The following is a 24,469-nucleotide window of genomic DNA, read 5'->3' as shown; positions in this document are numbered from 1 at the left end:
CCAAGAGGGGGGAACTTCAGCCCCCCGCTTCCACCGCGTAGAAGCACAGGAACATGTCAGCCGCCGAATCCGCGACCTGACGCTGCTGCGCCGCGTCCAACGGGAGCTGCCCCATGGTGATCTGCGGCCAGAACGCGAAGCCCTTGACCAGCGCCTGCAGCTGCGCCGCTGCGAAAGCCGCGTCGCCGGCCTTCAAGCGCCCGTCGGCCATCGCCGCACGGATCCACACGGTCAATCCCTCTTCGCGTCCCCCCAGCCGGCCCAACATGTCCCGCGCCCGCTGCGGCGCGTGGATCGCCTCGGCGATCAGCACCCGCGCCAGGTCGAGGAACTGCGGGTCGCCGCTCATCGCCAGCTTCTGGTCGATGAGCATCAGCAACTGCTCGCGCAGCGGGCGGTCGGCGCGGTAGGCCAGCGTCACCTGCGCCTCCGTCGCGGCCCAGAGGCGCTCCAGGATCGCGTCGAACAGCGCGTCCTTGCCGCTGAAGTGGTTGTAGACGGTGCGCTTGGACACCTGCGCCCGGCCTGCGATGCGGTCCATGTTCGCGACCTCGAAGCCATGCTCGCGGAACTCCGCGATCGCCGCGTCCACGATCGCCTGGCGCTTGCGGTCTGTCAGGCGCATCCGCTCGGCGTCGCCGCCCATCGCCTCGTCGGCAGGCGGCTCGACGGCAGGGCTGGGAGCGGGGAGAGGGGCGTCGGCAGTCATGGGGCGCAATCTTACACCGGGGAGTTTACTTTTCCGGCTCGCCTGCCTACACTCGCCAAAACTACACTGTGTAGTGCAAGTTTCAGATGAGCCTGACCCCCGTCCTCCGTTCGCTGCTGCCGCTGTCGCTCACCGCGCTGAGCGGCGTCGTCGCCGTCCTGATTGTTGGAGCCCTCGCCATGACCGCTTCCCGTGTGATGTCCTCGCCCACCCCGGTGCCCTCGAATGGGCCGTCCACCCCCGCGCCGGAGGGAGGCCAACCCTCCCGCGAGCAGTCGCCTCAATGGGCGCAGGGCCGGTTCCACAATCCGGCGGTCGAGCCCGAACAGGGCTTCTGGAAGATGCTCGGGATCTTCTGGGATGTCATGTTCCACAAGCCCGCCGGCACCGTGCCGGACCGGCCGATCGAGGTGCAGGCGCTGACCAAGGACCAGTTGCTGGCCGCGCCCGACCGGACGCTGTTCCGGCTGGGCCACTCGACGGTGCTGCTGAAGCTGCGCGGCCGCTTCTGGCTCACCGACCCGGTCTTCTCGGAGCGCGCGTCGCCGTTCTCGTGGATGGGGCCGAAGCGCTTCCACGCGCCGCCGATCGCGCTCGACGAGCTGCCTGAGATCGAGGCGGTGATCCTCTCGCACGACCATTACGACCACCTCGACCACGACACCGTGCTGGCGCTGGCGCCCAAGGTCCGCCGCTTCCTGACGCCGCTGGGCGTGGGCCAGCGCCTGATCGACTGGGGCGTGCCCGCGGCCAAGGTGCAGCAGTTCGATTGGTGGCAGGGGACGTCGATCGCCGGCGTGCAGTTGACGGCCACCCCGGCGCAGCATTTCTCCGGCCGGGGGCTGAGCGACCGCAACTCGACGCTGTGGGCCTCGTGGGTGCTGATAGACGGCGACCTGCGGGTGTTCTTCAGCGGCGACACGGGCTACTTCGACGGCTTCAAGGCGATCGGCGAGCGCTTCGGCCCGTTCGACCTGACCCTGATGGAGACTGGCGCCTACGACCCGCGCTGGCCCTACGTGCACATGCAGCCGGAGCAGACGATGCAGGCGCACATCGATCTGAAGGGGCAGCGGCTGCTGCCCATCCACAACGGCACCTTCGACCTGGCGATGCACCGCTGGCAGGACCCGTTCGAGCGCATCAGCGCGCTGGCGCGGCTGCGCAAGGTGGAGCTGGTGACGCCGGTGATCGGCGCGCCGATGGCGATCGAGCAGCCGGGACCGACGCCGGCCTGGTGGCAGGGCGGCGTGGTCGACGCGACAGCGACCGCTGCCACCCCGTCCCCCGCCGCGTCTTCGGCGATGCCGTGATCCCAGCGCTGCGGCGCGCTCCGACTGAACGAAAGCCCGGCCAGTGCCGGGCTTTTTCCTTTCTCCCACTTTGTTCCCCTTCCGGCGGCCGCCGGAGGGGTGGGGCGGCTCCGATCTCGCACCGATCGGGGAACCCGCGCCTTGCCGCAGCGGTGCCGGCGGCCACGGTTTCAAGCGGGTACGACTGCCGATTTCAGTTGATCCATCACTTCCACACCGTTTGTTAAGTCCTTCATTTAGAACGACTTTTATTTTGCGCAATGGCGTGAGAATGCTGGCTAAGTAATTGATTTGATTGGGAAAAACGCCAAATTTCCTTGACCGGCGCCGGTCTCGCCATTAAAGTGGGAGAAAGTGCAATTCGGTGGGGCAAAGTGGCGAATGTCGTGTTTCAGGGGGCGAGTGCCTTGGCGTTGGACGCCAAGGGGCGCTTGACCGTCCCTGCGCGGCACCGCGAGGTCCTGCAGGCGCTGTGCGGCGGCCAGCTGACGCTGACCAAGCACCCGGAAGGCTGCCTCATGGTCTTCCCCCGTCCCGCCTGGGAGCAGTTCCGCGACAAGGTCGCCGCGCTGCCGATGTCCGCCGCCGGCTGGAAGCGCGTCTTCCTCGGCAACGCGCAGGATGTCGAGATCGATGCCGCCGCCCGCGTGCTGATCGCACCGGAACTGCGCGCCTCGGCCGGACTGCAGAAGGACACCATGCTGCTGGGCATGGGCAGCCACTTCGAGCTCTGGGATGCCCAGGCCTATGCCGCGCACGAGGCCGCCATCATGCAGTCCGAGATGCCGGCCGTGCTCCAGGACTTCAGCTTCTGAGCCTCATGAGCGAGCAGTCCACCCCCGCCGCCTTCACCCACACGACCGTGCTGCTGCACGAGACGGTCGACGGCGCGTTCACGACACCCGCTGGCATCTACGTCGACGGCACCTTCGGACGCGGCGGCCATTCGCGGCTGCTGCTGTCGCGGCTCGGGGAGGAGGGGCGCCTGATCGCGATCGACCGCGACCCCGAGGCGGTCGCGGCCGCGACCTCCGGACCAACGCGGGTCGACGACCCGCGTTTCCACATTTGCCACAGCGCGTTCGCCGACATGGCCGCGCAACTCGACGCGCTGGGCGTCGGCCTGGTCGACGGCATCCTGCTGGACCTGGGCGTCTCCAGCCCGCAGATCGACAACCCGGAGCGCGGCTTCAGCTTCCGCTTCGACGGCCCCCTCGACATGCGCATGGACACGACGCGGGGCGAAAGCGCCGCGGACTTCATCGCCCGGGCGGAGGTGTCCCAACTCGCACAGGTGATCCGCGACTATGGCGAAGAACGGTTTGCTCTCCCGATTGCAAAGGCGCTTGTGGCTCGCCGGGAAGGTGGGCGTCCTGTCCGGACAACCGCCGAGCTTTCCCAAGTCGTGGCTGGTGCGGTCAAAACCCGCGAGCCGGGCAAGGACCCTTCAACGCGCACATTTCAGGCTCTACGGATATTCGTCAACGCCGAGCTTGAGGAACTGCAGCAGGGATTGAACGCGGCGCTGGCGCGGCTCAAGCCGGGCGGCCGGCTGGCGGTGATCAGCTTCCATTCGCTGGAAGACCGCATCGTCAAGAACTTCATCGCCTCGCACAGCAAGGAGGAGTTCGACCGCCGCGCCCCCTTCGCCGCGCCCAGGCCGCAACCGCTGCGCGCCATCGCCCGCGTCATGCCCAGCGAGGCCGAGGTGCAGGGCAACCCGCGCGCGCGCTCCGCGATCCTGCGCGTGGCCGAGCGCACCGAGGCGCCGATCCCGGCGCCGGCGCCCGAGTCCACCGGCAAGCAGAAGAAGGGAGGCCGTCGATGATCGGCCGTCTGAACCTGCTGCTGCTCGTCGCGGTGATGGTCTCCGGCATCTACATGGTGCGCAGCGCCTACGAGTCGCGCCGGCTGTTCACCGAACTGGACCGCGCGCAGACCGAGGGCCGCCGGCTGGAGGCCGACTACCAGAAGCTGATGGCCGACCGCCAGGCGCAGGCGACCAACCTGCGCGTGGAGCAGGTCGCGCGGGAGCGGTTGAAGATGCGGCCCATCTCGCCCGCGATCACCTTCAATCCGGACGCGCCGGCGATCGAAGCCAGCGGTGTGCGCGGCATGCGTGCCCCGCAGGGAGCGGCGCGGTGATCGGCAGACTTGGCAAGAAGCTCGGCCAGGGCGCGCGCGGCGCGGCCCGCAACGCGCCCACGCGCGGCGTCAGCTATTCCAGCAGCCCGCTGCTGGCGTCCAAGACGCCGCCGTGGCGGTCGCGCTTCCTGGTCGCGCTGGTGGGCCTGGCGTTCACCGGCTTGCTGGCGCGCGCCGCCTACATCCAGCTGATCGGCGAGGACTTCTTCCAGCGTCAGGGCGAGGCCCGCTACGCCCACAAGATGGAGCTGCCGGCCAGCCGCGGCAAGATCAGCGACCGCAGCGGGCAGGTGCTCGCCGCCAGCGTCGCGGTGCCGTCGATCTGGGCCTTCCCCAAGGAGGTCGACACCGATCCCGAGAAGCGCCGCCAGCTCGCCAAGATCCTGGACATGTCGCGCGCCGAGCTCGACAAGCGGCTGGATCCGAACAGCCGCTTCGTCTTCCTGCGTCGCCAGGCCGACGACGAGACCGCGCGCAAGATCAAGGAGCTCGGCCTCAAGGGCGTGTTCCAGGACCGCGAGTACAAGCGCCAGTATCCCGAGGGCGAGGCCGCCGCGCACATCGTCGGCTTCACCAACATCGAGGAAAAGGGCCAGGAGGGCATCGAGCTGGCCTTCCAGAAGGACCTGCAGGGGCGCGACGGCTCGCGCTCGGTCGTGCGCGACCGGCTGGGGCGCGTCGTCGAGGACATCGGCGAGCGCGTGCCCGAGACCAACGGCAAGGACATCGAGCTGTCGATCGACGCCAAGGTGCAGTTCTTCGCCTACCAGCGCGTGCGCGACGCGGTGGCCGAGAACAAGGCCAAGGCCGGCTCGGTGGTGGTGCTGGACGTGCATACCGGCGAGATCCTCGCGCTGGCCAACTACCCCAGCTACGACCCTGGCCACCGCCAGAATCTGTCCGGCGAGCAACTGCGCAACCGCGCGCTGACCGACGTCTTCGAGCCCGGCTCGACGATGAAGCCGTTCACCGCCGGCCTGGCGCTGGAGACCGGCCGCGTGCGTCCCGACACGATGCTGAGCACCGGCCCGCGCAGCGTGGTGATCTCGGGCTGGTCGCCCACCGATGCGCACCCGCACGGCGACCTGACCGTGCAGCAGGTGATCCAGAAGTCCAGCAACATCGGCGCGGCGCGGCTGGCGCTGATGATGCAGCCGCGCGAGATGCACGAGATGTTCACCGCGATCGGCCTGGGCCAGCGCCCGCAGATCGACTTCCCCGGCGCGGTGACCGGCAAGCTGCGGCCGTGGAAAAGCTGGCGGCCGATCGAGCAGGCGACGATGAGCTACGGCTACGGCCTGTCGGCCTCGCTGCTGCAGCTGGCGCGCGCGTACACGGTGTTCGCGCGCGACGGCGACATCATCCCGATCACGATGACCAAGCATCCGGCGGACCAGCCGGTGGTGGGCATCAAGGTCTTCAGCCCCAAGGTCGCCGCGGAGATCCGCGGCATGCTGCAGATGGCGGCCGGCCCGGGCGGCACCGCGCCGCAGGCGATGGTCCAGGGCTACAGCGTCGGCGGCAAGTCCGGCACCGCCCACAAGCAGGAAGGCAAGGGCTATGCGAGCCACAAATACCGTTCCTGGTTCGTGGGCATCGCACCGATTTCCAAGCCGCGCATCATCGTGGCGGTGATGGTCGACGAGCCGAAGAACGGCCAGTACTTCGGCGGCGCCGTCGCCGGACCGGTGTTCAGCCAGGTGGTGGCCCAGACGCTGCGCCTGCTGGGCGAGCCGCCCGACCTGGACGTCAAGCCGCAGATCGTGGCGCAGCAACGGCTGCAAGCCGTCGACGAGAGTTTCTGAGCGGGCACGAACCATGTTGATGCACCTGAAATCCCCTGAAGCCGCCGCCCGCTGGCTCCTGGAATGGACGCCCAGCGGCCAGCTGCGCACGGACAGCCGCGCCGTCGGCGCCGGCGACGCGTTCATCGCCTGGCCCGGCTACGCGAAGGACGCCCGCCAGTTCGTCGCCGGCGCGCTGGCCGCGGGCGCGGCGACCGCGCTGGTCGAGCACGCCGGCGCGGCCGAGTACGGTTTCACCGACGCGCGCATCGCGTCGCTGCCCGACCTCAAGGCCAACTGCGGCCGCATCGCCTCGGCCTTCTACGGCGAGCCCAGCCAGCGGCTGAGCGTGCTGGCCGTGACCGGCACCAACGGCAAGACCTCCAGCGCCTGGTGGATCGCGCAGGCGCTGACGCTGCTGGGCGCGCGCTGCGGCGTGATCGGCACGCTGGGCGTGGGCCAGCCGCCGGTGCCGGGCGCGACGACGAATGCTTCGATCGAGGCCACCGGCCTGACGACGCCCGATCCGGTGCGGCTGCAGGAAGCCTTCAAGCGCATGGCCGACGACGGTTTCGGCGCCTGCGCGATCGAGGCCTCGTCGATCGGCATCGAAGAACACCGGCTGACCGGCACTCACATCCAGGTCGCGCTGTTCACCAACTTCACACAGGACCACCTGGACTACCACGGCGTCATGGACGCCTACTGGGCGGCCAAGCGCAAGCTCTTCGCGTGGGAGGGCCTGAAGGCCGCGGTGCTGAACCTGGACGATCCCAAGGGCGCCGAACTGGCGGCCGAGCTGGGCGCCGCGGGCCGGCTGGACGTCTGGACCTACGGCCTGGACCGCGCCGACGCGCGCCTGAGCGCCACCGAGCTGCGCCATGACGCGCACGGGCTGGCCTTCACGCTGCGCGAGGGCGCCGCGTCGGTGCCGGTGCAGACCGGCCTGATCGGCGACTACAACGTGTCCAACCTGCTGGGCGTCATCGCCGGCCTGCGGGCGCTGGGCCATGGCCTGGACGACATCGCCCGCGTGGCGGCGCTGGTCACGCCGGTGCCGGGCCGCATGCAGCGGGTGGGCAGCGGCCGCGAGCTGCCGCAGGTGGTGGTCGACTACGCCCACACGCCGGACGCGCTCGAGAAGGCGCTGGGCGCGCTGCAACCGCTGGCCGCGGCGCGCGGCGGCGCCTTGCGCGTCGTCTTCGGCTGCGGCGGCGACCGCGATCCGGGCAAGCGTCCGCTGATGGGCGCAATCGCGGCGAAGCTGGCGGCGCAGGTCGTGCTGACCAGCGACAACCCGCGCACCGAGGATCCGCTGAAGATCCTGGCCGACATCGAGGCCGGCCTGCCGGCGGATGCGGCGCGCGAGGTGATCGCGGACCGCGCCGTGGCGATCGCGCACGCGGTGGACCAGGCGGGTGCGCGCGACGTCGTGCTGATCGCCGGCAAGGGCCACGAGGACTACCAGGAGATCCACGGCGAGCGCCGCGCGTTCTCCGACGTGCAGGCCGCGCGGGCCGCGCTGATCGAAAGGGCGGGGCTGTGAGCGACGCCACCACGACCATCGCCTCGACCGCGCCGGGCGCGCCGGCGGTTCCCTTCATGACGCTGGGCCGCGCCTTCGCGCTGCTGTCGCCGCTGCTGCCAGCGACCACGCTGGTCGGCGATCCGGCCACGCCGCTGCTGCGCGTGCACACCGACACCCGCACGCTGCGCGCCGGCGACCTGTTCGTCGCGCTGCGTGGCGAGCGCTTCGATGCCAACGACTTCCTGGCCCAGGCCAAGGCCAGCGGCGCCGCCGCGGCCCTGGCCGAGCGCGGCCTGGCCGAGGCCGGCCTGGACGGACTGCTGGTGCCCGACGCGAAGGTGGCGCTGGGCCTGCTGTCGCAGGCCTGGCGCGAGCAGCAGCACCTGCCCGTCATCGCGGTCACGGGCAGCAACGGCAAGACCACGGTGACGCAGATGATCGCGTCCATCCTGCGCGCCTGGCTGGGCGACGCGGCGATGCTCGCGACCGAGGGCAACTTCAACAACGAGATCGGCGTGCCGCTGACGCTGCTGCGCCTGCGCCAGAACGAGGTCGTGTGGCATCGCGCCGCGGTCGTCGAGCTCGGCATGAACCACCCGGGCGAGATCGCGCCGCTGGCCGCGATGACGCAGCCGACGGTAGCGCTGGTCAACAACGCGCAGCGCGAGCACCAGGAGTTCATGCACACGGTCGAGGCCGTCGCGCGCGAGAACGGCGCGGTGATCGGCGCGCTGGGCACCGCCGGCGTGGCGGTGTTCCCGGCCGAGGATCCCTGCGCGCCGGTGTGGCAGGAACAGGCCGCCGGCCGCGGCACGCTCAGCTTCGCCCTGCAAGGCCAGGCCGACGTGATGGGCCGCGCGCAGTGGGTCGCGCCGACCGAGGCGAGCGCCGCCGCGGGCGCCGCCGGCCACTGGGCGATCGAGATCCTGACGCCGGCCGGCACCGTGCCGGTGGCCCTGGCGATGGCCGGCCAGCACAACGTGCGCAACGCGCTGGCCGCGGCGGCCTGCACGCTGGCGGCCGGCGCGCCGCTGGCGGCGATCCGCGACGGGCTGCAGGCCTTCAAGGCGGTCAAGGGCCGCTCCGCGCTGCAGACGGCGGTGTGGCAGGGCCGCCGCGTCACGCTCATCGACGACAGCTACAACGCCAACCCCGACAGCGTGCGCGCCGCCATCGACGTGCTGGCCGAACTGCCGGGCGCGTCCTGGCTGATCCTCGGCGACATGGGCGAGGTCGGCGAGCAGGGCCCGGCCTTCCACCAGGAGGTCGGCGCGCATGCGGCGGACCAGGGCCTGTCGGCGCTGTGGACCGCCGGAGCCGCGGCGCGGGATGCCGCGTCCGCCTACGGCGCGGGTGCCCGCGCGTTCGACAGCGTCGCCGAGCTGATCGGCGCGCTGAAGGACGCGCCGCAAGTACAGAACATCCTCGTGAAGGGCTCGCGCTTCATGAAGATGGAACAGATCGTGGCCGCCTTGCAGTCCGGCGGCCCAGGAGACCCCCATGCTGCTTAGTCTGGCCCAGTGGCTGCAGACCTATTTCCCTGAACTGGGGTTCCTGCGCGTCTTCCAGTACATCACCTTCCGCGCGGTGATGGCGGCGCTGACGGCGCTGCTGATCGGCCTGGCCTTCGGCCCGTGGGTGATCCGCCGCCTGACCGAACTCAAGATCGGCCAGCCGATCCGCGAGTACGGCGTGCAGCAGCACCTGGCCAAGAGCGGCACCCCGACCATGGGCGGCGTGCTGGTGCTGATCGGCATCGGCATCTCGACGCTGCTGTGGTTCGACTGGTCCAACCGCTTCGTCTGGGTGGTGATGCTGGTGACCATGGGCTTCGGCCTGATCGGCTGGGTCGACGACTACCGCAAGGTCGTCAACAAGGACCCCGAGGGCATGCGCTCGCGGGAGAAGTTCCTGTGGCAGTCGATCATCGGCCTGATCGCCGCGATCTACCTGGCCTTCAGCGTCTCGGAGACCAGCTTCCTCGGCGTCGTGCAGCTGTTCTTCCGCTGGGTCACCAGCGGCTTCTCGACCGAGCTTCCGCCCAAGGCCGACCTGATGCTGCCGTTCTTCAAGTCGATCAGCTATCCGCTGGGCGTGTTCGGCTTCATCGGCCTGTCCTACCTCGTGATCGTGGGCACCAGCAATGCGGTGAACTTCACCGACGGCCTGGACGGCCTGGCCATCATGCCGGTGGTGATGGTGGGCTCGGCGCTGGGCGTCTTCGCGTACGTGACCGGCTCGTCGGTCTACAGCCGCTACCTGCTGTTCCCCTACATTCCGGGCGCCGGCGAGCTGCTGATCTTCTGCGCCGCGCTCGCGGGCGCTGGCCTGGCCTTCCTGTGGTTCAACGCGCATCCGGCGCAGGTCTTCATGGGCGACGTCGGCGCGCTGGCGCTGGGCGGCGGCCTGGGCACGCTGGCCGTGATCACGCGCCAGGAGATCGTGCTGGGCATCATGGGCGGCGTCTTCGTCGCCGAGGTGCTGTCGGTGATGCTGCAGGTGACCTGGTTCAAGTACACGAAGAAGAAGTACGGCGAGGGCCGGCGCATCTTCAAGATGGCGCCGCTGCACCACCACTTCGAGAAGTCGGGCTGGAAGGAGACGCAGGTCGTCATCCGGTTCTGGATCATCACGATGCTGCTGTGCCTGGTGGGCCTGGCCAGCCTGAAGCTGCGCTGATCGGGACGCGACGACGATGACCCCGATCCGCTTCCCCACCCTCTACCAGGACCGGCACGCGTTCGTGCTGGGCCTGGGTGATTCCGGGCTCGCGATGGCGGCCTGGGCCGCGCGCCTGGGCGCGCGCGTGACGGTGTGGGATAGCCGCGAGCAGCCGCCGCAGCTCGCTGCGCTGCGCGAGCGGCTGCCCGAGGCGGCCTTCGTGCATGGCGAGTTCACGCCGGAGCTGCTGGCCTCGATCGATCACAGCTGGGTGCTGCTGAAGAGCCCCGGCCTGTCGCCGCTGGATGCGCGGCTCAAGCCGCTGCTGGCACGCGCCGAGGAGATCGGCCTGCGCGTGCGCGGCGAGCTGGAGCTGTTCGCGCAGGCACTGGCCGAGCTCAAGACGCTGTACCGCTACGAGCCCGGCGTGCTCGCGATCACCGGCACCAACGGCAAGACGACGACCACCAGCATGACCGCGCTGCTGGTCGAGCGTGCGGGCCGCCGCGTGGCGATGGCCGGCAACATCGGCCCGACGCTGCTGGGCACGTTGAGCGACGCGCTCGACAAGGAGCCGATGCCGCAGCCGAAGGAGGCCGAGATCGAGGCCGTCGTCGACCTGGCGGTCGAGGCGGTGAGCGCAGCCCCGGGCTCGGACGCGGCCGAGGTGCCGAACGCCGAGGCGCTGCTGGCGCCGGTCGATGCGTCCGCCGAAGCCTCCACGGAAACACCGGCCGAGGCATCCGAGGAGGCGCTGCTCGAAGCGCCGATCGAAGCGACGGCCGATGCGCCGGTCGAAATGCCAATCGAGGCGCCGACGGAAGCGCCCGTCGAGACGCTGGCCGCGCAGGCCCCGGCCGACGAGCGCAGCGCGCTCGAGGCCGTGGCCGAGCTGCTCGACGAGCAGCCGCTGCCGATCAAGCCGCCACCGCCCAAGCCGGCGGAATTCGAGGTGCTGCCGCAGGTCTGGGTGCTGGAGCTGTCGAGCTTCCAGCTCGATGGCGTGAAGGGCTTCGAGCCCAGCGCCGGCGCGGTGCTCAACATCACGCAGGACCACCTGGACTGGCACGGCGACATGCCGGCCTACGCGCGGGCCAAGGGCCGCATCTTCGGCGAGCACGGCGTGCTGGTGATCAACCGCGACGATCCCGAGGTCGAAGCGCTGGTGCCCGCGCCGGTCGTGGTGAAGCAGGGCCGGGGCCGGCCCGCCAAAACCGTCGAGCGCGAGGTGGTCCGCTTCGGCCTGGACGCGCCGCGTCGCCCGGGCGACTTCGGCCTGCTGGTCGAGAACGGCATGGCCTGGCTGGTCCGCGCCCGCGAGCAGGAAGAGGAACTCAAGGGCCTGAAGCGCCGCAAGGACGACGAGGACGAACTGCTGATCCAGCGCCTGATGCCGGCCGACGCGCTGCGCGTGCGCGGCCGCCACAACGCGGCCAACGCGCTGGCGGCGCTGGCGCTGGCCTCGTCGATCGGCTGCCCGCTGGCGCCGATGCTGCACGGCCTGCGCGAGTACCGCGGCGAGCCGCACCGCGTCGAGTTCGTCACCGCGATCAAGGGCGTGGACTTCTACGACGACTCCAAGGGCACCAACGTCGGCGCGACCGTCGCGGCGGTGATGGGCCTGGGCGCCGACCGCGCGCCGGCCAAGCTGGTGATGATCCTGGGCGGCGACGGCAAGGGGCAGGACTTCTCCCCGCTGGCCACGCCGATCGCGCTGCATGCGCGCGCGGTGGCGCTGATCGGGCGCGACGCGCCGCAGATCGAGGCGGCGCTCCAGGACAGCGGCGTGCTCATGCATCGCCATGAGTCGCTCGAGGCGGCGACGCACTGGGCGCTCGCGCAGGCGCAGTCCGGCGACAGCGTGCTGCTGAGCCCGGCCTGCGCCAGCCTGGACATGTTCCGCAACTACGCCCATCGCGCCGAGGTGTTCATCGCCACCGTGCGCGAGCTGGCCGAAGACGAGGGCTTCGTCGGATGAGCGCCGCGACCGTCCTCGAGCAGCTCAACGAGCGCGTCCGCGCGCTGCTTTCGCGCCGCCCGGCGACCGCTGGCGGCGCTGGCGGCGTCGACGTGCCGGTGCGCGACTGGGTCTCGACCTCCGCCGGCCAGCCCACCCGCATCCTCGGCTTCGACCTGACGCTGGTCTGGGTCGTGCTGGCGCTGCTGGCGCTGGGCCTGCTGATGGTCTATTCGGCGTCGATCGCGCTGCCGGACAACCCCAAGTTCGCGAAGTACGCGCCGATGCACTTCTTCGTGCGGCAGAGCCTGTTCATCGCGATCGGCCTGCTGGCGGGATGGATCACCGTGATGGTGCCGGTGAGCTTCTGGGAGCGCCACGCGCCCAAGATCTTCGTCATCGCGCTGGCGCTGCTGATGATCGTGCTGATCCCGCATGTGGGCAAAGGCGTCAACGGCGCGCGCCGCTGGCTGCCGCTGGGCGTCATGAACTTCCAGCCCTCCGAGCTGGCCAAGCTGGCCATCGCGATGTACGCGGCCAACTACATGGTCCGCAAGATGGAGGTGAAGGAGAACTTCGTGCGCGCCGTGTGGCCGATGGCCGCCGCGCTGGCCTTCACCGGCATGCTGCTGCTGGCCGAGCCGGACATGGGCGCCTTCATGGTGATCGCGGCGATCGCGATGGGCATCCTGTTCCTGGGGGGCGTCAACGGCCGCATGTTCTTCCTCAGCGTGGCGGTGCTGATCGGCGCCTTCGTGCTGATGATCACCTTCAGCGACTTCCGCCGCGAGCGCATCTTTGCCTACCTGAACCCGTGGGACGAGAAGTACGCGCAGGGCAAGGCCTACCAGCTGACGCACTCGCTGATCGCCTTCGGCCGCGGCGAGTTCTTCGGCCAGGGCCTGGGATCCAGCCTGGAGAAGCTGCACTACCTGCCCGAGGCCCACACCGACTTCCTGCTCGCCGTCATCGGCGAGGAGCTCGGCTTCATCGGCGTGGCGATCGTGATCTTCGCCTTCTTCTGGCTGTCGCGCCGGCTGTTCCACATCGGCCGGCAGGCGGTGGCGCTGGACCGCGTCTTCGCGGGCCTGTATGCGCAGGGCATCGGCATCTGGATGGGCGGCCAGGCCTTCATCAACATGGGCGTGAACCTGGGCGCGCTGCCGACCAAGGGCCTGACGCTGCCGCTGATGAGCTACGGCGGCTCGGCCACCGTCCTGAACTGCATTGCATTGGCGATCTGCGTGCGAATCGATATCGAGAACCGACAGTTGATGCGAGGGGGGAGGGCATGAGTACTCGCCACCTCGTCGTGATGGCCGCTGGAACGGGCGGGCATGTGATCCCGGGGCTCGCGGTCGCGGCCGAGATGCAGCGCCGCGGCTGGACCGTCTCCTGGCTCGGCACCGAGGCCGGCATGGAGAACAAGCTGGTGCCGCCGTCGGGTCTGCCGATGGACCGGTTGTCCTTCGCCGGCCTGCGCGGCAAGGGCCTGAAGCACTCGCTGCTGGGCGTCGTGCGGCTGTTCAAGGCCTTCGCGCAGAGCGCCAACATCTTCGCCGCCCGCAGGGCCGACGCGGTGCTGGGCATGGGCGGCTATGTCTGCTTCCCCGGCGGCCTGATGGCCTGGGTGATGCGTCGCCCGCTGATGCTGGTGAACGCCGATGCGGCGCTGCTGCTGTCCAACAAGGCGCTGGCGCCGGTGGCGCGCAAGATCGCCTTCGGCTTCGACGGCCTGGCCGCCGCGCAGCAGAAGAAGAGCGTCGTCACCGGCAACCCGGTGCGCGCCGAGATCGAGGATCTGCCCGCGCCCGAGCTGCGCTTCGCCGACCGCAACGGACCGCTGAAGGTGCTGGTCGTGGGCGGCTCGCTGGGCGCGCGCGCGATCAACGACGTGCTGCCGCAGACGCTCGCGCTGTGGGACGAGCACCAGCGCCCGATGGTCACGCACCAGACCGGCGAGGCCAACTTCCCGCTGGTGCAGGCGGCCTACGCCAAGGCCGGCGTGCAGGCCGAGGTCGTGCCCTTCATCACCGACATGGCCACGCGCCTGGCCGAGGCCGACGTGGTGATCTGCCGCGCCGGCGCGGTGACGGTGTCCGAGCTGTGCGCCGCCGGCGTCGCCAGCATCCTGGTGCCGCTGGTCGTCAGCACGACCTCGCACCAGCGCGACAACGCGCAGTACATGGCGCAGCATGGCGCCGGCACGCACCTGCCGCAGGGCGAGCTGAGCGCGCAATCGCTCTTCGACCTGTTGCAGCAGCCGCGCGAGCACTGGCTGGCGATGGCCTCGAAGGCGCGCTCGCTGGCGCGTCCGCGCGCGGCCTCGCGCGTGGCCGATGAACTCGAGGCGCTGGTCGCCGCCAAGGGCGCCCGCTCCGGCGGCGCCGGGAACGGAGCGCGCGCATGAAGCACGCCATCCAGCACATCCATTTCACCGGCATCGGCGGTGCCGGCATGAGCGGCATCGCCGAGCTGCTGGCCGCGCAGGGCTACCGCGTCAGCGGCTCCGACCAGGGCGAGAGCGACACCACGCGCCGCCTGCGCGCGCTGGGCGTCGACGTGCAGATCGGCCATGCGGCCCAGCATGTCGGCGACGCGCAGGTGCTGGTCAAGTCCAGCGCCATCAAGGCCGACAACCCCGAGCTGATGGCCGCCCACCAGCACGGCATCCCCGTCCTGCTGCGCGCGCAGATGCTGGCCGAGCTGATGCGGCCGCGCCTGGGCATCGCGGTGGCCGGCACGCATGGCAAGACGACGACGACCTCGCTGCTGACCACGGTGATGCTGCAGGCCGGGCTCGATCCGAGCTACGCGATCGGCGGCCAGTTGCTGGCGGCGGGCGCGAACGCGGCGCTGGGCAGCGGGCCGCACATGGTGGTCGAGGCCGACGAATCGGACGCGTCCTTCCTGCACCTGCTGCCGCAGCTGGCGATCATCACCAACATCGACGCGGACCACATGGACACCTACGGGCACGACATGGCCCGTCTGCGTCAGGCCTTCGTCGACTTCCTGCACCTGATGCCCTTCTGGGGCGCCGCGGTGCTGTGCGGCGACGACGCCGGCGTGCGCAGCATCGTGCCGATGGTGTCGCGCCCGGTGGTCCTGTACGGACTGGGCGAGGACAACGCGGTGCGCGCGACCGAGGTGCGCGCCGAGGCCGGCGGCGGCATGCGCTTCACCGCGCTGCGCCGCGACCGCCAGGGGCGCGAGTTGCCCGCGCTGGACGTGCGGCTGCGCCTGAACGGGCAGCACAACGTGCTGAACGCGCTGTCGGTGATCGCGATGGCGATGGAACTGGGCCTGGACGATGCCGCGCTGCTGCAGGGCTTGGCGAACTTCGGCGGCGTGGGCCGGCGCTTCCAGTCCTATGGCGAGCTGCCGGTGGCGGCGGCCGATGGCGTCGCGGGCACCGCGCTGCTGATCGACGACTACGGCCATCACCCGGTCGAGATGCAGGCCGTGCTGCAGGCTGCGCGCGGCGCCTATCCCGGCCGCCGCCTGCTGCTGGCCTTCCAGCCGCATCGCTACACCCGCACCCGCGATTGCTTCGAGGCCTTCGCCGAGGTGCTGTCGCAGGCCGACGGCGTGCTGCTGACCGAGATCTATGCCGCCAGCGAGTCCCCGCTGCCCGGCATCAGCGGCGAAAGCCTGGCGCGCGCGGTGTCGGACCGCGGCACCGTGGCCGGCTTCGTCGGCGACTGGCAGGGGCTGCCGCAGGCGATCGCCCACCAGGCGCGCGCCGGCGATGTGGTGATCGTGATGGGGGCCGGCTCGATCGCCGCCGTTCCCGCGCGCACCGTTGAACTCATGACGAAGGGAGGCCGCGCATGACCGCAGCCCTCGACACCCACTCGACGCTCTCTCAGCAGCTGGCCATCGGCCGCATCGACGCCAAGGCGCTCGGCAAGGTGGCCGTGCTCTTCGGCGGCGACTCGGCCGAGCGCGAGGTCTCGCTGATGTCGGGCAGCGGCGTGCTGGCCGCGCTGCAGTCCGAAGGCGTCGATGCGCACGCCTTCGATCCGGGCGAGCGCAACCTGCTCGAACTCAAGGCCGAAGGCTTCCAGCGCGCCTTCATCGCGCTGCACGGCCGCCACGGCGAAGACGGCACGGTGCAGGGCGCGCTCGAGCTGATGGGCATTCCCTACACCGGCTCCGGCGTGATGGCCTCGGCCATCGCGATGGACAAGATCACGACCAAGCGCGTCTGGCTGGCCGACCAGCTGTCCACGCCGCGCTGGGTGAGCCTGCGGCGCGACGAGCTGCAGCGCGAGCGCGTGCGCACCGTGCCGGACGAACTCGGCCTGCCGGTCTTCGTCAAGCCGCCGCACGAGGGCTCGTCGATCGGCGCGACCAAGGTGATGGGGTATTCGGACATGCAGGCGGCGGTCGAGCTCGCGGCCAGGTACGACGCCGAGGTGCTGTGCGAGGAGTTCGTCGACGGCGCCGAACTGACCTGCCCGGTGCTGGGCGAGGGCGCCGGCGCCATCGCGCTGCCGGTCATCGAGATCCGGGCCGAAGGCGGCAACTACGACTACCAGAACAAGTACTTCACCGACACCACGCAATACCTCGTCGGCCAGTTGCCGCCCGAGGAGCAGGCCCGGGTGCAGCAGCTGGTGCTGGCCGCCTACCGCTCGCTGGGCGCGCGCGGCTGGGGGCGGGTCGACGTGATGCGACGCAGGTCCGACGGCCAGCTCTTCCTGCTCGAGATCAACACCTCGCCGGGCATGACCTCCCACTCGCTGGTGCCCAAGGCGGCCGCGGCCGTCGGCATCTCCTATCCCAAGCTGTGCCTGTACCTGCTGTCGCAGGCGCGGCTGGACAGCCAGGCCTGAACGCCGGCTGACAGGACACCCCCGAGCCACCGCCACCACCCCCATGGGCGCCACCTTCACCCACACCGCCAGCCCGCTGCCGCCGGACATCCGAGTGATGAACGGGGTGGCCGGCCTGCTGCTGCTCGCCGTGGCGCTGGCCGCGGCGGCGGTGGGGGTGCATTGGCTGGCGCGGCAGCCGGCGTTCTCGATCAAGTCCATCACCGTCGAGGGCGACGTGAGCCGCAACAGCAGCGCCTCGCTGCGTGCGAACGCGCTGCCGCGGCTGTCGGGCAACTTCCTGACGATGAACCTGCAGCAGGCGCGCGCCGCCTTCGAGGCCGTGCCCTGGGTGCGTCATGCGACGGTGCGCCGCGTCTGGCCGCTGCACCTGGTGGTGGCGCTCGAGGAGCACCGCCCCGCCGCCTATTGGGAAACCAAGGCCGAGAACGCCGATGCCGACAGCGACGCGGTCGTCGATACCCGGCTGGTCAACAGTTTCGGCGAGGTCTTCGAGGCGAATCTGGGCGATGTCGAGGACGAAGACCTGCCGACCCTGGCCGGGCCGGCCAAATCGTCGGCGGCGATGCTGGCGATGTGGCGCCAGCTCGATCCCATGACCCACGGGAAACTGGATGAAGGGGTGGCCCGGCTGGATTTGTCGGGTCGCGGTTCCTGGAAGGCCACGCTGGAAAAGGGAGCGGTCGTTGAACTCGGCCGGGGCAGCGAGGCTGAAGTCGTGGCCCGGTTTGGCCAGTTCATCGCCAGCATTCCGCAGATCACCGCCCGCTACCGCACGTCGCTGGTATCGGCGGACCTCCGCCACGAATCCGGATATGCGGTCCGGCTCGCCGGCGTGACGACGGTTACCACTGCGCCCAAGGGCGCCAAGAAGAATTGAGGACAGGCATGGCCAAGGAATACAAGGATTTGGTCGTCGGGTTGGACATCGGCACCGCCAAGATCATGGCGGTGGTGGCCGAGGTGATGGGGGACGGCCAATTGCGCATCGCCGGCCTGGGCGTGGCGCCCAGCCATGGCCTGAAACGCGGCGTCGTGGTGAATATCGACGCCACCGTCCAGTCCATCCAGCAGGCGCTGAAAGAGGCCGAAATGATGGCCGACTGCCGGATTTCGAGGGTTTACACCGGGATTACCGGCAGCCATATCCGCGGCCAGAACTCGACCGGCATGGTCATCGTGCGCGACAAGGAAGTGACGCCGGTGGATGTCGCCCGGGTGGTGGAAACCGCCAAGGCCATCAATATCCCGAACGACCAGCGCCTGTTGCTGGTGGAACCGCAGGAATTCGTCATCGACGGCCACGAGGTCAAGGAGCCGATCGGCATGAGCGGCGGCCGGCTGGAGGTCAAGGTCCATATCGTGACCGGCGCCCAGAGCGCGGCGGAAAACATCGTCAAGTGCGTCCGCCGCTGCGGGCTGGAGGTCGAGCAGCTCGTACTGAACCCGAGCGCCTCCAGTTTGGCTGCACTCACTTCCGACGAGCGGGACCTGGGCGTGGCGCTGGTCGACATCGGCGCCGGCACCACCGACGTGGCGATCTTCACCGGCGGATCGATCCGCCATACCGCGGTGATTCCGATTGCCGGCGACCTGATTACCAGCGATATCGCGATGGCGCTGCGCACCCCGACCAAGGACGCGGAGGAAATCAAGGTCGAGCATGGCGTGGCCAAGCAATTGCTGGCCGATCCCGCCGACCAGGTCGAAGTCCCGGGTTTGGGCGACCGGGCGCCGCGCATGCTTTCCAAACAGGCACTGGCCGGGGTGATCGAACCGCGCGTGGAGGAAATCTTCTCCCTCGTGCACCAGGTCATCCGGGATTCCGGCTACGAGGAACTGCTGTCCTCGGGCATCGTGCTGTCGGGCGGTTCATCGGTCATGCCGGGCATGGTCGAACTGGCCGAGGACATTTTCCTGAAACCGGTGCGCCGCGGAAATCCGACTTACGGCGGCGCGCTGTTCGACATGGTTGCCAATCCCCGTTCGGCGACCGTGATGGGATTGTTGGAGGAAGCGCGGCTCTCGCGCACACGGGGATTCAAGGCGGCGCAGCAGGCGGGTTCGGTGAAGACCCTGTTCGGCCGCGCGAAAGACTGGTTCCTGGGAAATTTCTAAGAAGCCGGAACTCATCGGCTCACGCTTTCTTTACGACGTTCGAGGGTTTTGCCCCCTAAAAAAGGGCCGATCCCACTTCTATTTTGCTGATGGCAACTGCACAATATGGACAGGAGGTTTGATATGGCGATCGAGATGATCGAAGAGTTTGATCAGGGCACCCAGATCAAGGTGATCGGCGTGGGCGGCGGCGGCGGCAACGCGGTCGAGCACATGATCAGCCAAGGTGTCCAGGGCGTGGAATTCATCGTGGCCAACACGGATGCCCAAGCCCTGAATCGTTCCAAGGCCGATCAACTCCTGCAACTGGGCCATACCGGCTTGGGCGCCGGCGCGAAACCCGAGGTCGGCAAATCGGCCGCCGAGGAAGCGGAAGCCCGCATCCGCGAATCCATCACCGGCGCGCACATGCTGTTCATCACCGCCGGCATGGGCGGCGGCACCGGCACCGGCGCGGCGCCGGTGATCGCGCGCGTGGCCAAGGAGATGGGCATCCTGACCGTCGGCGTGGTCACCAAGCCGTTCGAGTTCGAAGGCAACCGCCGTGGCAAGGCCGCGGACCTGGGCCTGCAGGAGCTCGAGGCGAATGTCGATTCGCTGATCGTCGTGCTCAACGACAAGCTGCTGGAAGTGCTGGGCGACGACGTCACGCAGGACCAGGCCTTCGCGCACGCCAACGACGTGCTGAAGAACGCGGTCGGCGGCATCTCCGACATCATCCACATGCCGGGTCTGGTCAACGTCGACTTCGAAGACGTGAAGACCGTGATGAGCGAGCCGGGCAAGGCGATGATGGGCACGGCCGTCGCGGCCGGTCCGGACCGCGCGACCAAGGCCGCCGAAGGCGCCGTGGCCTGCCCGCTGCTGGAAGGCATCGATCTGTCCGGCGCGCGTGGCGTGCTGGTGCTGATCGCGGCGAGCCGCAACAACTTCAAGCTGGCCGAGAGCCGCAACGCGATGACCGCGATCAAGCGCTACGCCGCTGAAGATGCGCACATCATTTACGGCACCGCCTACGACGAATCGCTGGGCGACCAGCTGCGCGTCACCGTGATCGCGACCGGCCTGAGCCAGCGTTCCGCGGCGCGCCAGCAACCGCAGCTCGTCGTCCAGCAGCCGCAGCTGCGCACCGGCACCGACAACATGCCGGTGCTGACGCAGCCGGTGGTGATGCCGGGCAGCGCCGCCGCTCAGGGCGCGCCGGCCGCCGCGCCGATGACGGCTTCGGACTTCGGCGGCATGAGCGTGCCGAGCGTGTGGCGCCACGGCCGCACCGCCGCCGCGAAGGTGGAGGCGCTGTCGTCCAACGGCATGGACGAGATCGAGATCCCGGCCTTCCTGCGCAAGCAGGCGGACTGAGACCGACCTCTTTCTCGAACGCCATCAGCTTGAAGGCCATGTCCCCTCGCGGGGGCATGGCCTCTTTTGCATTTCGGAAGGCGGAAGGACGGCGTCGCTGCGCCCCCATCCTTCGGGGGGAGGCTGTTGCAATTGAATGCTCGTGCCGCTGCGTGAACTTCGGCACACTGGCGCCCGATCACAAGACAGAGCGAATGCATGGTCCAGGGCGAGGATGGAATGTCGGCGGCGAGTGGGCCGGTCGCGCGGGTGCGGCAGGCATGGATGTCGCGTTCCTCGAAGCCGTCGATCCTGGCGTCGTCCATGGCGTCGTCCATGGCGCCGTTCCTCTTGCTCATGGTCTTCGCGCTGATGCTCGCGGCGCCGGTCACTGCGTGGTCTCAAGGGCGTGGCGCGAGTGGCGGTCAGATCGGTCCACCGGGCGATGCCGACAGCGGGACGCGAGCCGCACCGGGCGGCCCGGCCTCGAACGGGACGGCCTCGAGCTCGATGCCGCTCACCGGGGCGACGCGTGACACGCATGCCACGCGGGCGTCGCCCCTGGGGCCGGCGCGACCGGTGCCCGACAGCGGGCCGGCCGCTGGCGCCCAGCGCGCGACCGAGGCCGAGGTCGCGACCAGCGAGTGGACGCAGGACCAACTGAAGGCCTGGTGGCGCGCGCTGCGCGTGATGGACGGCCAGGATGGCGCGCTGCCGCAGGCGCTGCTGCCGCCGTCGGACCCCGCCGCCTGGCAACCGGTGCGGCTGCCTGAATTCCAGCAGCGCGAGGCGACCACCACCACCGGCGCCGCCCCGCGCTTCCAGATGCGCTGGTACCGCCTGCGCTACGCGGCGCCTAACGGGCGCTGGCCCACCAGCGTCGCGCTGTACATGCCGCGCCTGGTGGCGTTGGCCGCCGCCGTGCTGGTGAAGACCGACGACGGCTGGCGACCGGTCTTCGACAACCAGTCCGGCGCGCGCGAGCAATGGGTGCGGCCCTTGTGGGTGGTGCTGCCGGCGGCGCTGACCGAGATCCAGCAGGCGCGCGAGATCGAGGTGGTCATCGCCGTGCCGGTGATGCAGGCCGGTTATTACTCGGTGTCCAGCGTCTGGCTGGGCGCGCGCGAGGACCTGGAGCCGCGCCACGATCGCCGCTGGGTGCTGCAGATCGGCGTGCCGCAGGCGACCGGGCTGACGCTGGTGACGCTGGGGCTGTTCGCGCTGCTGCTCTGGTTCAAGCGCCGCGAGGATTCCTCGTACCTGCTGTTCTCGCTGGCCACCGTCGCCTGGCTGGTCCGCAACCTGCATTACCACCTGGACCTGCCGCGCACCCGCGACGCGCTCGAGTGGTTCTGGTGGGTGACCCATGCCTCGATGTCGTGGGTGATGCTGTTGACCTTCCTCTTCGCGCTGCGCTTCGCGCGGCAGCGCTTCGCGCGCTTCGAGCGCGGCATGGCGCTGTTCGTGCTGGTGTCCAGCCTGGCGTCGATGCCGCTATGGGGGCGCGGCTTCGACGCGCTGGTGCTGCTGCACATCTGCAATGCGGTGGTGGGCCTGGCGGGCACCGCCTTCGTGGCGAGCGTCGCCTGGCGCCAGGGCACGCGCGAGCTGCGGGTGATGGCGGCGGCGCTGGTGATCGGGGTGGCGCTCGGCGTCCATGACCTCGGCCTGCTGGCGGGCTGGTGGTGGCCGGAGCATGTCTACCTGATGCCGTTCGCGACGCTGGTGATCCTGGCGAGCTTCCTGTATGCGGTGCAGTACCGCTACATCGAGGCGCTGCGCCAGGTCGAGCGCGCCAACGAGGACCTGGCGCAGCGGCTGGAGGAGCGCAGCGTCGAGCTGCGCGCGCAGCACGACAAGCTGCGCGAGGTCGAGCGCCAGCAGGCGCTGCTGCTGGAGCGGCAGCGGATCATGCAGGACATGCACGACGGGCTGGGGTCCTCGCTGCTGTCGGCGATGGTCGCGGTGGAGCAGGGCACGATGCCGCAGGAGCAGGTGGTGGACGTGCTGCGCGAATGCGTGGATGACCTGCGGCTGGTGATCGATTCGCTGGAGCCGGTCGGCCACGATCTGGTGTCGCTGCTGGCGACGATGCGCTACCGGCTGGGCAAGCGGCTGCAGCTGGGCGGCCTCAAGCTGGAATGGGACGTGCACGACCTGCCGCCGCTGGAATGGCTGGAGCCGCCCGACGCGCTGCATGTGCTTCGCCTGATGCAGGAGGCGCTGACCAACGCGCTCAAGCATGCGCGGGCGTCGCGGGTGCGGGTGGTCACGCGCGACCTGGGCAGGCGCGTGGAGATCCGGGTCGAGGACGACGGCGAGGGCTTCGACGTCGGCACGATTTCACAGGGGCGCGGCCTGCGTGGCTTGCAGCGCCGGGCGAAGGTGCTGGGCGGGTCCCTGCGGGTGGACAGCAGCCTGGGGCACGGCACGGTGGTGACGCTGCGCTTGCCGGTGGCGCGCGCGGACCATGAGGCCGTCGTCCAGCAGGGTTGACCCCGATTTGGGAGAATGCCGCCCATGCTCAAGCAACGCACCATCAAATCGCTGACCCGCGCGGTCGGGGTCGGCATCCACAGCGGCCAGAAGGTGGAGATCACCTTGCGGCCCGCGGCGCCTGGCACCGGCATCGTGTTCCGTCGGGTGGACCTGGCCCAGCCGGTCGACATCCCGGTCAACACGCACAGCGTCTGCGACACGCGCATGGCCACGACGATCAGCCCCGGCGGCGATCCCGGCCAGCCCAAGGTGCAGACGATCGAGCACCTGCTGTCGGCTTGCGCGGGCCTGGGCATCGACAACCTGCTGATCGACATCAACGCCGACGAGGTGCCGGTGCTGGACGGGTCGGCGGCGAGCTACGTCTTCCTGCTGCAGAGCGCGGGCATCGAGCTGCAGAACGCGCCCAAGCAGTTCCTGCGGGTGAAGAAGCCGGTGGAGGTGCGCAAGGGCGAGGGCAAGAGCCTGATGTGGGCGAAGCTGGTGCCGCATCACGGCTACACGCTGAGCTTCCAGATTGAGTTCGACAACCCGGCGGTGTCGGCGACGGGCCAGCATTACGTGTTCGACATGGGCAGCGGCCAGTACAAGCGCGAAATCGCCCGGGCGCGCACCTTCGGCATGACCAAGGACATCGAGCTGATGCGCTCGCGCGGGCTGACGCTGGGCGGCAGCATGGACAACGCGATCGTGGTGGACGACTACCGCGTGCTGAATGCCGAGGGGCTGCGCTACGACGACGAGTTCGTGAAGCACAAGATCCTGGACGCGATCGGCGACATGCAGGTGGTGGGACATCCGCTGCTGGCGGCGTACACCTCGTTCAAGGGCGGACATGCGCTGAACAACCTGCTGCTGCGCGAGCTGCTGGCGGACGCGGAAGCGTACGAGATCGTGACCTTCGAGGACGAGCGCGACGCGCCCGCGGGGTTCGCCGAGCTGGCGCCGGCGTGGTGAGCGCACCGGACCCGCTCACATGCTGATCGTCCGCACCGTCATCGCGCTGCTGCTCGTGGCGGGGCTGCTGTGTTTCGCGCTCTACATCGCCACCAAGCGCCCGGTCTGGCGCCGCCGCGCGATCCTGCTGATCAAGTGGACCGTGATCGCGGGCATCGGCGCGTTCTCGGTGCTGATCCTGGAGCGGTTGATCCTGCTCGTTTGAGACGCATCACCGAAGCGGTGAGAGAAGCGCGATGGATCTCAGACGACCCATCCGTGTCCGCCGGTGGCGCATGGCCCCGCCGCTGCAACTTTTCTGCCGCTGGTCCTGACTCGGGAGCGGCAGCCATCTGTTCGCAATGTCAGACGCCGTGAGCTGACGCCGACCGCCGCAGATTGGCGTTTCCCCGATCACACCCACGTATCGCAGTCGTTAGATTGGCTTTGATCCGATAAGAGAACACGAGCGGATCGCATCGCGCCCGACTGAGGCGCGTCAGGGAGGAGCCATGACATCGAGGATGCGCCGTATCCATGGGGCGACAACGTCGACCCGTGTCATCTCTCATCGCGCGACGGCGGTGACAACGAGGCTTGTGGACCTGCCGCGATGTCTCGCATCGACGCCACAGATTCA

At 69.6% G+C, this 24,469-nt stretch carries 20 protein-coding genes; 19 read left to right on the top strand and 1 reads right to left on the bottom strand.

Features of this window, described 5'->3' with window-relative positions:
* Window positions 1-16 precede the first annotated feature (16 nt).
* The gene (locus FHT38_RS17010) at window positions 17-646 is read right to left on the bottom strand and encodes a TetR/AcrR family transcriptional regulator (protein ID WP_183493577.1); all 630 of its coding nucleotides are present in this window, start codon (window positions 644-646) and stop codon (window positions 17-19) included.
* 260 nt (window positions 647-906) lie between these two features.
* On the opposite strand from FHT38_RS17010, the gene FHT38_RS17005 reads away from it, so the two are divergent.
* The 19 genes from FHT38_RS17005 (at window position 907) to FHT38_RS16915 (ending at window position 24,055) form a co-directional block, all read left to right on the top strand.
* Window positions 907-2,022: an MBL fold metallo-hydrolase gene (locus tag FHT38_RS17005; protein WP_183493576.1), complete on the top strand. Its 1,116-nt coding sequence runs from the start codon at window positions 907-909 to the stop codon at window positions 2,020-2,022.
* A gap of 374 nt (window positions 2,023-2,396) precedes the next feature.
* A complete protein-coding gene (mraZ, locus tag FHT38_RS17000) occupies window positions 2,397-2,837 on the top strand; it encodes a division/cell wall cluster transcriptional repressor MraZ (protein WP_233218122.1) in 441 nt (146 codons plus the stop codon).
* A 5-nt stretch (window positions 2,838-2,842) separates the two neighbouring features.
* Window positions 2,843-3,850: a 16S rRNA (cytosine(1402)-N(4))-methyltransferase RsmH gene (gene rsmH / locus FHT38_RS16995; RefSeq protein WP_183492638.1), complete on the top strand. Its 1,008-nt coding sequence runs from the start codon at window positions 2,843-2,845 to the stop codon at window positions 3,848-3,850.
* A complete protein-coding gene (ftsL, locus tag FHT38_RS16990) occupies window positions 3,847-4,167 on the top strand; it encodes a cell division protein FtsL (protein WP_221213850.1) in 321 nt (106 codons plus the stop codon). The genes rsmH and ftsL overlap by 4 nt, the downstream gene beginning before the upstream one ends.
* Entirely contained in the window at window positions 4,167-5,972 is a 1,806-nt protein-coding gene (locus tag FHT38_RS16985) for a penicillin-binding protein 2 (protein WP_183493575.1), read from the top strand. Before ftsL ends, FHT38_RS16985 begins: the two co-directional genes overlap by 1 nt.
* Window positions 5,973-5,985: 13 nt before the next feature.
* A complete protein-coding gene (locus FHT38_RS16980) occupies window positions 5,986-7,497 on the top strand; it encodes a UDP-N-acetylmuramoyl-L-alanyl-D-glutamate--2,6-diaminopimelate ligase (protein WP_183492637.1) in 1,512 nt (503 codons plus the stop codon).
* Between the two features lie 56 nt (window positions 7,498-7,553).
* Complete coding sequence (murF, locus tag FHT38_RS16975; protein ID WP_183493574.1) at window positions 7,554-8,990, top strand: UDP-N-acetylmuramoyl-tripeptide--D-alanyl-D-alanine ligase; 1,437 nt, start codon at window positions 7,554-7,556, stop codon at window positions 8,988-8,990.
* Window positions 8,980-10,158: a phospho-N-acetylmuramoyl-pentapeptide-transferase gene (gene mraY, locus FHT38_RS16970; RefSeq protein ID WP_091726023.1), complete on the top strand. Its 1,179-nt coding sequence runs from the start codon at window positions 8,980-8,982 to the stop codon at window positions 10,156-10,158. Before murF ends, mraY begins: the two co-directional genes overlap by 11 nt.
* Window positions 10,159-10,174: 16 nt before the next feature.
* On the top strand, window positions 10,175-12,118 hold the full coding sequence (murD, locus tag FHT38_RS16965) for a UDP-N-acetylmuramoyl-L-alanine--D-glutamate ligase (RefSeq protein ID WP_255488839.1): 1,944 nt from the start codon (window positions 10,175-10,177) through the stop codon (window positions 12,116-12,118).
* Window positions 12,115-13,392, top strand: a complete 1,278-nt coding sequence (gene ftsW / locus FHT38_RS16960) for a putative lipid II flippase FtsW (RefSeq protein WP_183492636.1) — start codon at window positions 12,115-12,117, stop codon at window positions 13,390-13,392. Before murD ends, ftsW begins: the two co-directional genes overlap by 4 nt.
* Window positions 13,389-14,507, top strand: a complete 1,119-nt coding sequence (gene murG / locus FHT38_RS16955; protein WP_091726016.1) for an undecaprenyldiphospho-muramoylpentapeptide beta-N-acetylglucosaminyltransferase — start codon at window positions 13,389-13,391, stop codon at window positions 14,505-14,507. Before ftsW ends, murG begins: the two co-directional genes overlap by 4 nt.
* Window positions 14,504-15,934: a UDP-N-acetylmuramate--L-alanine ligase gene (gene murC, locus FHT38_RS16950; protein WP_183492635.1), complete on the top strand. Its 1,431-nt coding sequence runs from the start codon at window positions 14,504-14,506 to the stop codon at window positions 15,932-15,934. The genes murG and murC overlap by 4 nt, the downstream gene beginning before the upstream one ends.
* On the top strand, window positions 15,931-16,938 hold the full coding sequence (locus tag FHT38_RS16945; RefSeq protein WP_183492634.1) for a D-alanine--D-alanine ligase: 1,008 nt from the start codon (window positions 15,931-15,933) through the stop codon (window positions 16,936-16,938). The genes murC and FHT38_RS16945 overlap by 4 nt, the downstream gene beginning before the upstream one ends.
* Window positions 16,939-16,981: 43 nt before the next feature.
* Window positions 16,982-17,818, top strand: coding sequence for a cell division protein FtsQ/DivIB (locus FHT38_RS16940; RefSeq protein ID WP_091726003.1), 837 nt, complete (start codon window positions 16,982-16,984; stop codon window positions 17,816-17,818).
* Between the two features lie 8 nt (window positions 17,819-17,826).
* Window positions 17,827-19,056: a cell division protein FtsA gene (gene ftsA, locus FHT38_RS16935; protein WP_091726001.1), complete on the top strand. Its 1,230-nt coding sequence runs from the start codon at window positions 17,827-17,829 to the stop codon at window positions 19,054-19,056.
* Between the two features lie 123 nt (window positions 19,057-19,179).
* The gene (gene ftsZ, locus FHT38_RS16930) at window positions 19,180-20,415 is read left to right on the top strand and encodes a cell division protein FtsZ (RefSeq protein WP_091725997.1); all 1,236 of its coding nucleotides are present in this window, start codon (window positions 19,180-19,182) and stop codon (window positions 20,413-20,415) included.
* 315 nt (window positions 20,416-20,730) lie between these two features.
* Window positions 20,731-22,890 carry a sensor histidine kinase gene (locus FHT38_RS16925; protein ID WP_175538320.1) on the top strand — a complete coding sequence of 720 codons (2,160 nt, stop codon included), beginning with the start codon at window positions 20,731-20,733 and terminating at the stop codon, window positions 22,888-22,890.
* 24 nt (window positions 22,891-22,914) lie between these two features.
* Window positions 22,915-23,850 (top strand): UDP-3-O-acyl-N-acetylglucosamine deacetylase, encoded by a 936-nt coding sequence (gene lpxC, locus FHT38_RS16920; RefSeq protein ID WP_091725987.1) that lies wholly within the window; start codon window positions 22,915-22,917, stop codon window positions 23,848-23,850.
* 19 nt (window positions 23,851-23,869) lie between these two features.
* The gene (locus tag FHT38_RS16915) at window positions 23,870-24,055 is read left to right on the top strand and encodes a hypothetical protein (RefSeq protein WP_091725981.1); all 186 of its coding nucleotides are present in this window, start codon (window positions 23,870-23,872) and stop codon (window positions 24,053-24,055) included.
* Window positions 24,056-24,469 lie beyond the last annotated feature (414 nt).

This window comes from Mitsuaria sp. BK041 (assembly GCF_014193085.1).
GTDB lineage: Bacteria > Pseudomonadota > Gammaproteobacteria > Burkholderiales > Burkholderiaceae_C > Roseateles.
This window is presented reverse-complemented; position numbering and strand designations above follow the sequence as displayed.